The following is a 14134-nucleotide window of genomic DNA, read 5'->3' as shown; positions in this document are numbered from 1 at the left end:
AAGGTGCTTGTTCTTGGGTAGCTATATTTGTATGTTAAAGCTTTCGTATGCCGCCGTCTATCCTTTGTCTTCAAATCTAGCGGACGGACATGCGGTACTGGTTCGGAGACATTTGAACGAAACGCTGAAATGCCCTGTTCAAGTTGCGTTCCGAATAGCCTACCCTTTCTGCAATCTCCGTTATGGTACAATCGGTATCCTTCAACAATTCTTTTGCTTTTTGCACTTTCAGATTCATAAGATATTCGATAAAGGATACCCCCATTTCCTTCTTGAAAAGCCTGCTTAAGTACGATGGACTGACATTCACAAGCTCCGCACAATCCGAGAGGGATTGTACTCCTTCGGGTTGGAGATTCAGGTGCTCGCATACACGTTGTATAATATGTCTGGATGAATGGGTTCGGAGATCCTGACTGATCTCTATACATAATGGAAATAACACACCGATAAACCAATCGTGCATCTCCCTTGATGTCTGATTTTCCTGCAGCTGATCGAACAGATTGCCTCCAAGTCGTTCCAGCATGCCAGGGCCCTTGGTTTCCATGAATTGAATAATGGCCGATAACAGCATGTGATATCCCTGAATCATGATTGTATAGGATCCGGAACCTCGAACTCTTTTGGAAAACCTGTGAAGTACATCTTCCGCATCAGAGAGGGTGCCATTCCATAATGACTCCATCATCTCTGTCTCCATCTCTCTAGGATACATAAACACCGGATTCCGCTCGATTGCAACAATATCTTCGTAAAACAGGACATTCTCCGCATCATCAAATAATCGGTATTGCAGCGCCAGCTGCGCTTCCCTGAACGACTCTGCTACGGTAACGAGTTGACCTGAACTCCCTACGCCGACTGTCGCCGAGAAGGAGAGGTACTGGTCCAGTGCATCATGAATATCTTCGGCATAACGACACACCCTCTGCCTCACTTCGGCAGAAGACATCGCTGAGTCAAAGTGCAATATCGCTACCGAATCACTATCATTTTTGTCTACCACGTATCCTCTCAGATCATCGTTCTGGCTAAGCAGCTCATCCATTACATTTTTTAAAGCAAATACAATGATAGGGCCTTCACTGGGTAGAAACCGCTTCTTTTTCACCAGATTCTCCACTTTTACAACCAGCACAAGATACTGTCCCTCGATTGAGACACCGTGTCTTGTACATTCCTCTGCAAGCGAACTGCCTCTCCATGAACCGCTGAATTGCAGCAGCTTCTGGAAAAAACGGTCACGCAGATCGGGCTGTATGCCCTCAATATAACGGTTCAGCTTCTCCGTCTGTTCATTAAGATAACTAAGGGAAGACCTAATATATTCAATTTCGTTCCCTTGAGGTGCTGAATCCTGTCCACTCCTGCGCAGATGCTCTCCGTAACGCAGCAGCTGTTGAATCGGATTGTAAGCCAGCCGTGAACTGAACCAGGTGAGCACCAGCCCAACCAGCACAAAGGTCGATACACAAATCAGTATTAATACCCGAATCCAGTTCAACTGGGCAATCATTTCCCGTTCAGGCAGCTGTGACACATAGGTTCTTCCCATGGATGCTTCTACATAAGCCACAAGTTCATTCCCCTGTGTACCCTTGAGAACGTCATGACCTGACCTTTCCCTGCCTTCCAAATACGCAATTTGCTGTAATATGGCATCGTCAGACGCTGCTGTACCAATCGCCTCGGGTCCGTCTGTATGCAAAATAATGCGCTGGTCTGAATTCAGAATAGCCAGAGATTGGCCCTCCAGACTAACTGAATAACTGCGCAGCAGACTTCGCAATGCCCGTTCTTTCATTTGCAGAATAATCACACCGCGAGGCGAGCCCTGACCCATAATCGGCAGTTGTCTGACATAGGAGATATAACCAGCCTTACCGGATTGGGGCAGATACATCCAGCCTGCCCCCTGATTTCCTTCCATCGCGGCCTTCATATCCTGCTTCTCCTTGTAATCTACCAATGGAACCAAACCATAGTAATGGGATAAAACCATATCACTCCCGGCGTCAAAATAAATCATTTCTTCAATCAGATTATTGGTGTTTTTGTGCAGCTGGAACAAATCCAGCAGATCCAGGTGCAGAAAGTAATCGCTCTCATAATGAGCGCTCCCAAGTGCGCTGCGGATCAATGGACCACTGGCAAGCTGCAACGATTCATGTTCAATATTGGTCAGAATGTTCTCCACGCGGTCTTTGAGCAAGTTAAGGGAGGTCATATTGTTATCCTGAAATTGTCCGGTCAACTTGATCATGGAAAAATGATAATACGCACTTCCGGCAAGCACCACCGGAATGACCACCGACATGCAGCCCAGCCAGATCAGCCTTTTCAAATAACCGTTCGTTGCAAACCAGCGATCAAATATGGATTGGACAGTATGCATGATACGTCTCATGGAATCACCCCCGTGTGCTGCCTTATGCTCATTACCATTCAACTATTAGGGTTCATTATATCAAGAGCGGTATGCGGATACACTCCCAAACATTCAGCCGGGGAACGTTTATTTTCAATTTACCATCCATCATTTGCGTCTTCAAAATATCTCCGGAGATTAATGCCTCGGCTTCTCCAGCAGGACACCCCTCCCCAGAGCCCACTATAATCTCAATATTATGGAGTGGAAGGACAGAGGACAGTGGTCTGCGCCCGGCTCCATTAACCAGATGAATGAGCAGGAAGTCATCATTGCGGAAAACCGTCAGCTGTAATCCAGGAATGGAAGTCACGGACACCAGCGCTTGGTTGTTCAGTAAAAGGTCTACGGCATTAGCGAACAGTCTGAAATGTTCCTCCAGTTTAAATTCCTGGATTAGACTACTTAGGGAGAAGGGAAGATAACATGCTTTTCCCGATCCAAGCGTACGAAGCAGCGCCATTGGAAGATCGGTCTGTTTCACAGCTAATGAAGCCCGCTCAGGGGGGGCCCCCACACTCTCCAAGGGAGAAAACGGCGGTACGAGTGTTGCCAATACCAGTACGTCTGTATGATCAACCGGTTGGCAGTACGTCACCTTGCCCCGATGGGGAATGAGTTCGGTTTCTTCCAGCTCACGCTGCAATGGATTTGTGCATTCACTTGCAAGAACTGTAGTTTCAAAGCGCAAGTAGGAAGCAAATAGGTACTCACTCTCCTGCATTTCCCCGGCAATACCGAACAGATCCGCCAGCACGGACTTGGTTTGCTCTTCTCCCATCGGCAGCGGCCCCTCCGCAAGAACACTCCCTCCCTGCTTCACATACTCATGGAGCGAACCTGCAAAACCAGGTGGATACGTGCAACCTTCAGGCAAAAGAATAACCTTATACCGATGCAAATTCACGTTTGCCACCTGTTCCGGCAAAATGACATCAAACGGAATTTGTTTATGAATCAATGCTTCCGCCAGCCCTTCCGCGGAACGGTCCGCATTCCACAATAATGCCACTTGGCATACCGGCTGTGCACCGTCCATATAGGAGGAAAGTTTCTCGGCATCCGTGTTGACTTCCCTGACTGTCCGCAAGATTCGCTGATCCGTTATCGTATCCGGAATTCCGGTCAGGGAGTGCCAAAGTTGGCCTCCATTAGCCGGAATCTGCGAGAGCCAGAATCGGTACTCGGCAGGTGGAAGCCCGGTATGGCGCCAGTCCATGCCAGGACAGGAGTGAATGATCCCGAAGGGGTCGGGGCGCCCTGCAACAGAACGCCCCACTTTGATACTGAGCGCAGGCTGCCAGAATTCCGGTATCTTTTGATACCCCAATGAGAGGACATCCTGCGGCTCCGTACAGAGCATATCCGTGATGGATACCCTTTTCTCCAGATGATCGCGGTGCAGATTGTAGTACAAAATCATCGGTACTTCTGGCCGAACAGCCTTGATTTCCTCATACATCCGTCCCAGATTGTCATCGAAGCAGCGGGCGGAAAATTCAGGATCAAGTTCGGCTGAACTTGCAGGTAATTCAACACCATACAGGTCTTTATACTTCTCCTGGCATGTGGAGCATCGGCAAAATATATATCCGGGAGCGTTAAAGAAAACACCATCAATCTCGTAACGCTGCAATGCTTCCCGGATTACCGGAACAGCCAATCCCTCGTTACGATAGCCTCCATTAATGCAAGTTGACATGAGGAGCGGCCATGCCCCTGGGCGTGTGGCTCCAATAATCTCCGGCTGTCCTCCTTCCCTGCGTGCGAACCACTGAGGTCTCTGCAAATACACAGAGTCCTCTGCCTTACTGAAATCAAATCGGGCGATAAACCGGATTCCCCGCTGATGACAGCAATTAATCATGTCCCGCAGCAAATCACTGTCTTGAGGCAAATATTCATTATGCACATGATACTTCACTCGGGATGGATACCAGGCATAGATCCCGCCGGTATTAAATACCATCGCATTGGCACCCATCTCCACCATCTGATCTGCCAGCTTTGCCGGATTAATCCTTCTTGTATCCTTGACCTGCATGTTGGGTTGAATGATGCGCAGCGGCTGCTGCCACCAGGGCCGTAATTCCTTCTTCGGTACTTGAATTTTCATCGTTTCTCCTCTATTCGGTTATTGTGGGCTGATTGAATTGCTCATACGCTTTGGCCATTTCCTGATAAGCCTGCTTGATATCAGGCTGGTTATTCAATTTGTCCACATAGGCTTTAAGCTGTTCCACACTGGATTGACCGACAATCGTCCGGGTCAGCATGGAGCTGTATTCATCTGCGTATTTGGGCCATGTCTCTCTCCATGCTTCGGATGTAATGACTCGATAGAAATCAATCTTGCCAATCTCGTCAAAGTTTTCGACTTCCTTGATTTTGGCATCATTATAAGCCTTGTCGCCCGAAGCACTGATGACCTTGCCCCATTTGGCGTAAGCAAGCACACCTGCACCTTTGCTGGTTGTATTGACTTCTTTGACTCCCTGTTCCGTAAGAACCTTCTGTCCGTCCTGTTCCGTATAGTGAACGCCTTCAATGCCATAGTAGGAGAAATCCGTCATCTCCTGTGACGCCGTCATGTCAAAATACTTCAGAAGCTGCTTCACCTTTTCTTCAGGCACCTTTTTGGAAATGTAGAATCCACCCGCTACTCCGGTCTCCAGTCCAACCGCCACATCCCCATGTGGCCCCGTCAGAGACAGATTAAGAATCTTCGCATCCGGTTGGCCTGATTTCTTCATGGCCTGCTCCCATTCGTGATCCCACCAGATTGGACGTCCGTAGGAGGCAGCCCGGTTGGTTTTGAACAGTTCCTCAGCCTGGCTCTCCTTCATGACGGCATATTCTTTGGATAACAATCCATCCGCATACAGCTCACGGAACCACTCAATCATCTCGATATACTGAGGCGTTAAACCGGGACTCATCAGTCCACCATCATTGTCAAAGGTAGGGTTGTAAGCCCCGAATCCTGCCTGGAACGCAGCAGGCGGATTGTTGATGAACAATAAGCCGACGGTATCCTTTTTGCCGTTGCCATCCATGTCACTATCCACGATCTTCTTCAGAACTTCTCTATATTCTTCAAATGTCTTGGGGATCGGCAGGTTCAACTTCTTTAGCCAGTCCTCCCGAATCTTCAGTCCACCATCGATACGGGATCGGGAGCGCGGAACCGCATAGATTCCACCGTCCACAGTCAGATACTTCAAGGCATCAGGCGCCAGGTTTTCCTTCAGATTCGGATATTCGCTGAGGTCGCCAAGGAAAGGCGTCAGATCCCAAAACGCACCATTCTTGATGGCTGTAATCAAGGTTGGACGAATCTGATTCTGATAAGCTACCACTTCTGGCAGATCCCCTGAAGCGAGCAGCAGATCCAGCTTCGTATCAAGATCTCCCGACGGAACCCACTCAATATCGAGCTTGGCGTTGGTTCGTTTTTCCCACTCCGTCCAGTATTCATTGTTCATATCAGGAATTTCATTGTATAAGCCTGCAAACATCTTGATATTGAGAGTCTGATCTCCCCCGGCTTCCCCTGTACCTGGATGTTTGGCCTCATCCGAACCACCGCTGCCGCTGCACCCGGCAAGCATGGACACGGCCAAGAGTATGCAAATCCATGTCGTCCATCGTTTATTGAGCTTGTTCATTGTTGTTTTCCTCCCTTAAAATCAATATGGTAAGCGCTTGCATATCAACGCCTAATCAACTTTTTTAGGTTAACTTAAGTAAGAGTCAGCCTTTAACCGAACCAATCATAACCCCTTTGGCAAAATGCTTTTGCAAAAATGGATATACGATCAGGATCGGTACCATCGCCAGTACAATGGATGCCATTCGGATCGTCTCCTGCGGCACAACACTTTCGTCACTTGCCCCTGCCTGGGCCACGGCGACCGAATTGGAGTCAATGACGAGGGTTTTGATGAGCAGCTGAAGCGTCCACTTGCTGGAATCGGATAAATAAATCAGGGCATTAAAATAGGCATTCCAGTGCCCCACTGCAAAGAATAGCGTAAATGTTGCAATGGCTGGCATCGACAACGGGATAACAATGCGGATAAAGGCCGTCAGGTCGCTGCATCCATCAATCTGTGCCGCATCCTCCAGTTCGGAGGGCAGCGACTCCAGAAAGCTTTTAATCACTATCAGGCTCCATGCATTGGTCAGTCCGGGCAGAATCATCGACCAATAGGAGTTCAGCAATCCGAGTTCCTTAACCAACAAGTAATTCGGAATGATACCGGCACTGAATACCAAGGTGAAAATGACAAGTCCCATCATCCACTTATGCCCGGGTAACGACTTCTTCGTTAAACCATAAGCCATCGTAAAAGAAACGATAATATTCAGTATGGTGCCTACCACCGTAATAAACAACGTGCTCTTGAAAGCGTTCAGAAAGCTGTTCGTCGATAAAATGTATCGATAGGACTCCAATGACCATTTTTCCGGGAATAGATAAAACTTCAGCGGCACATACACTTTCGGATCGGTAAACGATACGCTGAACACATACAAAAACGGGAAAATGCAGGCTAGCGATATCAAGGCAACCAGACTGTAATTGATCCAGTCAAAGAGCGTCAGTCCTTTTTTCTGCACAACAAAGCTCATTTCTTATCCTCCTGTCCAAAAAGAACAACGACCCTACGGGTTAATAGATCCCCTCATGTCCAAGTCTCTTCACAATTTTGTTGGCAGCCACAATCAGGAACAATCCGACCAGCCCTTTGAACAGCCCTACGGTAACCCCAATACTGATCTTGCCTTGCAGAATGCCATATGTGTAGGAGTACGTATCAAATACCTCCCCTACCGAGCGTACCAACGGATTCATCATCAGCAAAATTTGCTCAAATCCGGTGTCTGCCATGCTGCCAAGGCGCAGAATGAGCAGAATAATAATCGTTGGACGAATGGCTGGCAGGGTAATATGCCAGATCTGGCGGAAACGTCCGGCGCCATCAACAACTGCAGCTTCGTATCGCTGAGGATCAACCCCTGCCATCGCTGCGAGAAAAATAATCGTCCCCCAACCGGCTTCCTTCCACATGCTCTGGGCAGTGAGCAGACCCCAGAAATAATTCGGTTCGGATAAAAATGAAATCGTGTCCTTTCCACTCTGTGCAATCAGTTTGTTCACAATGCCAACGTCGGTGGAGAGCAGAAAAAACGTCATGCTGGCAACAACGACCCAGGACAGAAAATGCGGTAAATACACGATGGATTGATTGATACGTTTGAACGTTTCATGCCGGATTTCGTTCAGCATCAGTGCCAACAGAATTGGCAGCGGGAAATGAAACACCAGCGCAATCAGATTAATGGCGAGTGTATTGCGCAGCATGATGTAGAAATTGGAGCTGGCAAACAGCTCATTGAAGTGTTTGAATCCCACCCATTCACTGCCCGCAAAGCCCAGGAACGGATTGTAATCCTGAAAGGCGAGAAGCAGTCCCCAGAGGGGAACGACCTTGAATAACAGGAAATACAGCAGCCCTGGCATGACGAGCAAATAAATCATCCGATGTTTGTATATCCGTGAGAACAGACTGCCGGATTGCAACTTGCCTCTTGGGCGATACATTGTCTTTAACTGGGTTTTCATCCGTCTACGTCACCTCTCTCTTCAAGGCATGATCCATCTCGATTATAATCGCGTCATAGCGTGCCAACTTGGGAAGGTTGATCGTTGTTATGTGCCCGTCCTGCTTGATAGAGGAAGCCTCCGCGGAACACAGGGAATATGCATGTATGATTGGATCGATGTTATGCAGTTCGATCTCAAGATTGTACAGCGGTAGCGCTTCCATATATGTCGTTCCATTGAAACCGGACAGATTCAACAGTTGAAGCAGCAGATTCCCGTCTTTCGTCCGGTTCAGAAACAGCTCTACACTGGCAGGGAGACAGGTTTTCAATACTCTCTCTTTGATGAAACGATCCAAAATATCCAGGACCGCATGTTTGTGATCTTCAAAACCGTGATTGTAATACAATTTCCCGGGATTCCATCCGTAATAGACGCCTGCCCCATAATCTCCATGTTGGGTGATACCCAAACCATAACTTTCGCCGATTCGATGACCATATGCCCGTTCTGGTGGACCGAAGGATGCAGGCTCAATATACGCCATATGTCGCTCCGTATTCGATGAATCGAATTGAATGCGAGCAAAGCCGCCGTTAACCGTAATCCATTCCCGATCCTTCAGACTGGGAAACATGTCATGGTCACCTACATGCAAGTAGGCGGCAGGAAGCATGTCTGGTTCCCCTGACCGGACAGCGCCAAACCATTCTTGCAAACATTCATTATTCTCCTTAAAGGCATGGCCTGTAGCAAGCAGCACTATCCCCTGCTTTTGGGTCTCTTTAAGTACCTCTATAGTATGAGGTTCGGGACGCTGTAACCCGGGGAGGATGATTACTTGCACCCGAGCGAGCTTATGCGCCATAGCTGCCATCTGTTCTTCCACGATGACATCAAACAGCACATGGGACTCTTTTAACATTTTGTACAGCCCCAAATATTCTTCTCCCGCTTCAACCGCTGCCGGTTTAATTAAAATAACCTCTGCCATGGAAGCCAGACGTCCATAAATCTGTTCGTTCTCCGCATGATATCGAAAGATCCGTTGGGCCGCGGCAAAGTTTCTTCGATCCGGATACCCCTCAAATGCTCCAATAATGCAAAAATCCAGCCCGGATCCGTTCGCAATATTCTGATATAACCGCACCTCGGTCTCATATGGAGAAACACCTGTGAACCGATAGGTCAAGTCAATGGCATTGATGCTGCAATTACTGATCAACTTGTTATCCCAACTCTGTACGACAGAAGCTACATTTTCAGATGCGGAGTATGGCCATAAAGGCAAGGCACGGGTAAGTGATGTGTTGGATTCCTTTCGGATGATATCGACCTGGTGAGGATGATAGGTGCTGATTGCCACATCAGGCCAGCGGGATTTTACCAAATCATGAATTTTGCCAAGAATTTCTCTGGAAGTAAAGTCCTGAAATTGGAGATACAGATCATGCAGCTCATGTTCAGGCCCAGTATAATCCAACAGTTCGGCTCCACATATTTCCTGAAAACGATGCCTGCAATGATCACAGTAACAAGGACCATAATGATTGCCACTGTAATCCCAGTGTTGATAACCAAACATATTGAAGAAAATGCCATCTACCGGATACTTCTCCAACACTTCCGTAATGGTTTCAAGCGATTTTTCCTGCTGATACGCTCCGTTCAGACACGTATGCACAATGCCAAAATAGTTCACTTCCTGTCCGTTACGGTCCCGATAGAACCACTCCGGATTTGTTTCGAACAAGGATTCATGAGCCTTACTGAAATCAAAACGGGCAATAAACTTCATATCCAGTTCATGAGCCTTGGCAATGGATTCCTGGAGCAAATCCGTGTGGAGATAAGGTGTGACGTATTGATGCGCCAATGTGGAAGGATAAAAGGCAAAGATGCCTCCCGCATTCATCATCAACACATTGGCGTGGAACTCCTGAAGTTCTTTCATCAAGAGATCCACATTCATCTCTGCATCAATCTCACGGAGATTGTTTTGAATAAGGCGAAGCTGGTTCGAAGACCACCAGTTCATTCGCATCGTCCTCCTTTTGTCTGCGATGTACCCTAACCGTATACCTCGGATGACAGGCAGAGTAGGGACATTTTTTGCAGATGCCGAAAAGGAAATATATGTCCGGTCTATGGAAACGAATGTAGAGAACAGAGGCATTCCTTCCAAAAGAGAGACAAAAATTGTCTGGTCGATGGTTTAGTGGACATTTTGACTAAAAAGCAAATTAGGAAGAATCGAAAATCCATTTCCTGTACAACCTAACGGAAACTTCCTTGAACGGAAAGGAGGATTCCCATGAACCGTGAAAAGGGAGAAATCACGATATGGCTGTCCTTTTCCATCATTTTATTAAGTGCCGGACTCGTCTGTCATGTCCTGTCCATTCCGGCTATTCTGGATGCTGCTGGCAGAGACGGCTGGTTATCCGTAATAGCTGCTGCCCCATTCTTTATGTTGTTTCTATGTATGATGTTCATTATCATTCGGCGGGTACGGGGGCAGCGTTTGACAGACTGGATCACGCGGGAGTTTGGTGCAATTCCCTCATGGATTTTTCGCATCACCGCATCACTTATGTTACTTGCTCTTGGTTCACATACCTTATATGAAACAACAAACTGGACGGTATCCACCTATCTGCAATTTACCCCGCCCTATGTGCTCGCAGGCGTAGGTGCACTGGTTGCTGCCTGGGCCGCTGCCAAAGGTATACGTTCGATTGCCATGACCTCAAGTCTTCTGCTTCCCTTCGTGATCCTGCTTGGATACTTCGTCATGTCAGCCAATATGAAATATAAGAACTATGGCCAGTTGTTTCCCATCATGGAATATGGTGCCGGTCCTGTCTTGAGAGGCCTGATCTATTCGCTTGCCGGACTGATGGAAATCTGGATATTGATGCTGTTTCAACACGATATCAAAAGCAAAATTCGCTGGTGGCATCTGCTGCTTTTGGGGCTATTCATGCTCAGCATGGCCATTGGTCCCACGCTTGGAGCCATCGTTGAGTTTGGTCCTGAGGAAGCCGCAAAACAACGAAATAGTCCCTATGAGCAATGGAAACTGGTGAACATAGGGAAATTGCTCCAACACGTAGATTTTCTGTCCATCTATCAATGGCTAAGCGGTTCTTTTGCCAGAGTAGCTATCTCCATATATCTGATCGTGGATCTGCTCGATATTCGCAGACCGAAGAAACGGTACATTTCCGTTCTCATCGTCACCTTCATCATGTGCGTCATAGCTGTACAGTGGTGGAGAATTGATTACGTTGATTATTATGTGAACCATATTCAATTTCCCGTGATGCTGGCCTATGTATCCACGGTGACAGTCCTGTTGACCCTCGCCGCTTTCATACACAAAAAAGACAAGGAGGCTCCCGCTCATGCCGCTCACAACCACACCCCAGAAGAACCATCTTCCAGCTGAACCCTTCCGAATCAATGAGCATAGTTTGACGACGTTTTTTGCTGGATCAGACGATGTGATTATCAGCAGCCATATGATTGGGGAGTCTACCCAGCAGATTGTCATCGTGTATTGCAGCGGCATGGTCGACAGCAAATCCATATATGATATTATTCTTCCCGAACTGACGCGAACATACGAAAGCACTCATTTTGTTCGTGCATCTGATATCGAGAAATCCATTTCCCTGCAATGGACAAGCATGGACCTGCAGAAGAACCCACTTGGAACGGAGCTCATGTCCCTGCGGGTATTTGAAGGACATATGCTTATCTGCATTCCTTCCCTTCAAAAAATGTGGAGTATGGATATATCCAACATTCCTACCCGAACACCGGAAGAATCCACCACGGAAGTATCCATTCGCGGGTCTCGGGATGGCTTTATTGAACGACTATCAGTCAATATTGCCTTAATTCGTACACGTCTGCGTACAGCAGAACTCGCCTGTAATATTGAACTAATCGGTTCTCGCTCCGTGACCAAAGTCGCCTTGATGTATATCAAGAACATTGCCAATCCTGAATTAATTGATGATGTCCAGAATCGGCTGCGCAAAATTGATGTAGAACGAATTATGACCGCCAATGAACTGGAAGAATTATTGTCTCCTTCGAAAATCACACTGTTTCCAGTGACCCACTACACGGGCAGGCCCGACTTTGCCGCCGAATGCCTTCTGAACGGACGTTTCATCCTCATCGTAGATGGCAATCCGAGCGTCATCATCGGGCCGGTTAATTTGTTTCTGCTTCTCAAATCACCCGAGGATGCCAATTTTCCGTTTCTTCCGGTGAATGTGGGACGCATGCTGCGGTTTATTGGGCTAATGGTCACTGTATTCCTGCCTGGATTCTATATCGCGCTGACTTCGTTTCACATGGACCAACTGCCTTTCCCGCTTGTAGCAACGATATCGGTTGGACGCATGGGTCTGCCTATGGAGTCTGGTGTAGAAATGTTTCTCATTATGCTTCTGATGGAGCTATTCCGGGAAGCAGGTGTGAGACTTCCAAGTGCCATTGGTCAGACGCTCACCGTTGTTGGCGGATTGATCATCGGGGATTCAGCCATCCGTGCAGGCATGGTATCCCCGCTCATGATTGTCGTCATTGCCGTTACCGTAGTGGCCGGGGCCACCATTGTGAATCAGGTTATGACCAGTTCTGTTCTGATCCTGCGCTTTTTCTGTTTTGTACTGGGCGCATCCCTTGGCATATATGGGTTCATTCTCTCCATTATCCTGTTCCTGATCTATCTGACCGATCTGAAATCGTTCGGCATTCCTTATCTGACGCCGCTCAGCCCGCTTCATTTCAAACAGGCTCTGGCCTCCATGTTCAAGATGCCAAAGGGCTGGATGAAACGTAGACCGGTGTATCTTGAAACTCAGGAGCCTCGCAAGGAAGGGAATGATTGATGAAGCGGTATATACAACGATGGTTGTTGGGCCTGCTAAGTCTTTCTCTTTGTTTGGTGACCAGCGGGTGCTGGAGCGCCTATGAAATCCAACAGGTCGACTATGCCAAAGCGATCGGAATCGATTACAGAGACGGGATGTTCCATATGTATGTCCAGACCATGGACTTTGCCAGTGTAGCCAAAAGCGAAAGTTCAACCAAAACGGCGGAAACCCCGCCCGTATGGGTTGGACATGCATCGGGGAGAACATTCAATCTTGCGGTAAACGAACTGTTCCGAAGTTCCCAACTTCATATCGCCTGGGGCCATGTGACGGCCATTGTCATGACCGAAAGTATACTGACAAGCAAGCATATCAAGGAAGTGTTCGACATGCTTGGACGTTTCCCGGAATCACGTTATACTACTTGGGTGTACGGCACCCGCGATCCTTTGGAAAATATTCTAAGTGCCACGTCCATATACAATATGTCGCCGCTGGACAGCATTCTGCATAACCCTCTACCCTCATTCCTGGAAGAATCGCTGTACCCTCCGGTGCTCAGTTTCAAGCTCATTGCCACCCATAACGATGCATCCACGACAACCTATTTGCCTTGCATCGCCATGAACAAGGAGCATTGGTCACAGAACAAAAAGAATCATGAACTGTTCATCATTGACGGCGCTTTTTTTGAAAGAACCGGGGATGATTTTGTTTATTTTCCTCACAGCAAGCTTTCTGGGTACCCTTGGCTACTCAAAGACATGCGGCGGGCGCCATTAATTATTGAAAATGAGGGGACAATCTATGGTGTGCTCAGCGTTGGCTTGCCCAACATCAAGATTGTGCCGGTCATTCGTGGGAATGAGGTTCATTTCAACATTGATGCCAAATACCTGACCGCCTTGTATGAATATCTCACCCCTGCTTCCTATGATGAGATGGTTCAATTTAGTGAGAAAACGTTACGGGAGCAAATCTTGCATACGTATCGCGAAGGTCTGAAACGTGGGGTCGATATCTATGGACTTCAAGAGAAGGTTTATCGCAAAAACCCAGGCCTATGGCGTAAGCTGTCCAATGATGGCTCCAAGATGATTCTGACGGAAGATTCCATCCAGAAACTGGACATTCATATTAAGATTCCATATACGGGTAAATTCCGTAGGAAGGTGTAGCCATAACAAATCCCCTGCC

The 14134-nt window shown here is 47.7% G+C and carries 9 protein-coding genes; 3 read left to right on the top strand and 6 right to left on the bottom strand.

Going from position 1 to position 14134, the window contains the following annotated elements; translation table 11 throughout:
* Positions 1 to 76: 76 nt before the first annotated feature.
* The 6 genes from MHB49_RS05795 to MHB49_RS05770 all read right to left on the bottom strand — a co-directional run bounded on the left by MHB49_RS05795 (position 77) and on the right by MHB49_RS05770 (position 10080).
* Complete coding sequence (locus tag MHB49_RS05795) at positions 77 to 2410, bottom strand: helix-turn-helix domain-containing protein (RefSeq protein WP_405155393.1); 2334 nt, start codon at positions 2408 to 2410, stop codon at positions 77 to 79.
* Between the two features lie 55 nt (positions 2411 to 2465).
* Positions 2466 to 4547, bottom strand: a complete 2082-nt coding sequence (locus tag MHB49_RS05790) for an alpha-amylase family protein (protein WP_405155392.1) — start codon at positions 4545 to 4547, stop codon at positions 2466 to 2468.
* A gap of 10 nt (positions 4548 to 4557) precedes the next feature.
* Positions 4558 to 6099: an extracellular solute-binding protein gene (locus MHB49_RS05785; RefSeq protein ID WP_405155391.1), complete on the bottom strand. Its 1542-nt coding sequence runs from the start codon at positions 6097 to 6099 to the stop codon at positions 4558 to 4560.
* Between the two features lie 85 nt (positions 6100 to 6184).
* Positions 6185 to 7066 carry a carbohydrate ABC transporter permease gene (locus MHB49_RS05780; RefSeq protein ID WP_247900957.1) on the bottom strand — a complete coding sequence of 294 codons (882 nt, stop codon included), beginning with the start codon at positions 7064 to 7066 and terminating at the stop codon, positions 6185 to 6187.
* Between the two features lie 40 nt (positions 7067 to 7106).
* A complete protein-coding gene (locus tag MHB49_RS05775) occupies positions 7107 to 8060 on the bottom strand; it encodes an ABC transporter permease (RefSeq protein WP_405155390.1) in 954 nt (317 codons plus the stop codon).
* Between the two features lie 4 nt (positions 8061 to 8064).
* Positions 8065 to 10080 carry a hypothetical protein gene (locus MHB49_RS05770; protein ID WP_405155389.1) on the bottom strand — a complete coding sequence of 672 codons (2016 nt, stop codon included), beginning with the start codon at positions 10078 to 10080 and terminating at the stop codon, positions 8065 to 8067.
* A 276-nt stretch (positions 10081 to 10356) separates the two neighbouring features.
* On the opposite strand from MHB49_RS05770, the gene MHB49_RS05765 reads away from it, so the two are divergent.
* The 3 genes from MHB49_RS05765 to MHB49_RS05755 are packed head-to-tail and all read left to right on the top strand — an operon-like array spanning position 10357 to position 14115.
* A complete protein-coding gene (locus tag MHB49_RS05765; protein ID WP_405155388.1) occupies positions 10357 to 11493 on the top strand; it encodes an endospore germination permease in 1137 nt (378 codons plus the stop codon).
* Positions 11450 to 12952 (top strand): spore germination protein, encoded by a 1503-nt coding sequence (locus tag MHB49_RS05760; protein WP_405155387.1) that lies wholly within the window; start codon positions 11450 to 11452, stop codon positions 12950 to 12952. The genes MHB49_RS05765 and MHB49_RS05760 overlap by 44 nt, the downstream gene beginning before the upstream one ends.
* Positions 12952 to 14115 carry a Ger(x)C family spore germination protein gene (locus MHB49_RS05755; RefSeq protein ID WP_405155386.1) on the top strand — a complete coding sequence of 388 codons (1164 nt, stop codon included), beginning with the start codon at positions 12952 to 12954 and terminating at the stop codon, positions 14113 to 14115. The genes MHB49_RS05760 and MHB49_RS05755 overlap by 1 nt, the downstream gene beginning before the upstream one ends.
* The last annotated feature ends 19 nt before the right edge of the window (positions 14116 to 14134 follow it).

The sequence above is a fragment of the Paenibacillus sp. FSL K6-0108 genome (assembly GCF_045040695.1).
GTDB classification, from domain to species: Bacteria; Bacillota; Bacilli; order Paenibacillales; family Paenibacillaceae; genus Paenibacillus; species Paenibacillus pabuli_B.
This window is presented reverse-complemented; position numbering and strand designations above follow the sequence as displayed.

Coding starts and splice junctions, on each gene's coding strand:
- MHB49_RS05795 (WP_405155393.1), bottom strand. CDS start 2,410: ATGAGACGTATCATGCATACTGTCCAATCCATATTTGATCGCTGGTTT.
- MHB49_RS05790 (WP_405155392.1), bottom strand. CDS start 4,547: ATGAAAATTCAAGTACCGAAGAAGGAATTACGGCCCTGGTGGCAGCAG.
- MHB49_RS05785 (WP_405155391.1), bottom strand. CDS start 6,099: ATGAACAAGCTCAATAAACGATGGACGACATGGATTTGCATACTCTTG.
- MHB49_RS05780 (WP_247900957.1), bottom strand. CDS start 7,066: ATGAGCTTTGTTGTGCAGAAAAAAGGACTGACGCTCTTTGACTGGATC.
- MHB49_RS05775 (WP_405155390.1), bottom strand. CDS start 8,060: ATGAAAACCCAGTTAAAGACAATGTATCGCCCAAGAGGCAAGTTGCAA.
- MHB49_RS05770 (WP_405155389.1), bottom strand. CDS start 10,080: ATGAACTGGTGGTCTTCGAACCAGCTTCGCCTTATTCAAAACAATCTC.
- MHB49_RS05765 (WP_405155388.1), top strand. CDS start 10,357: ATGAACCGTGAAAAGGGAGAAATCACGATATGGCTGTCCTTTTCCATC.
- MHB49_RS05760 (WP_405155387.1), top strand. CDS start 11,450: ATGCCGCTCACAACCACACCCCAGAAGAACCATCTTCCAGCTGAACCC.
- MHB49_RS05755 (WP_405155386.1), top strand. CDS start 12,952: ATGAAGCGGTATATACAACGATGGTTGTTGGGCCTGCTAAGTCTTTCT.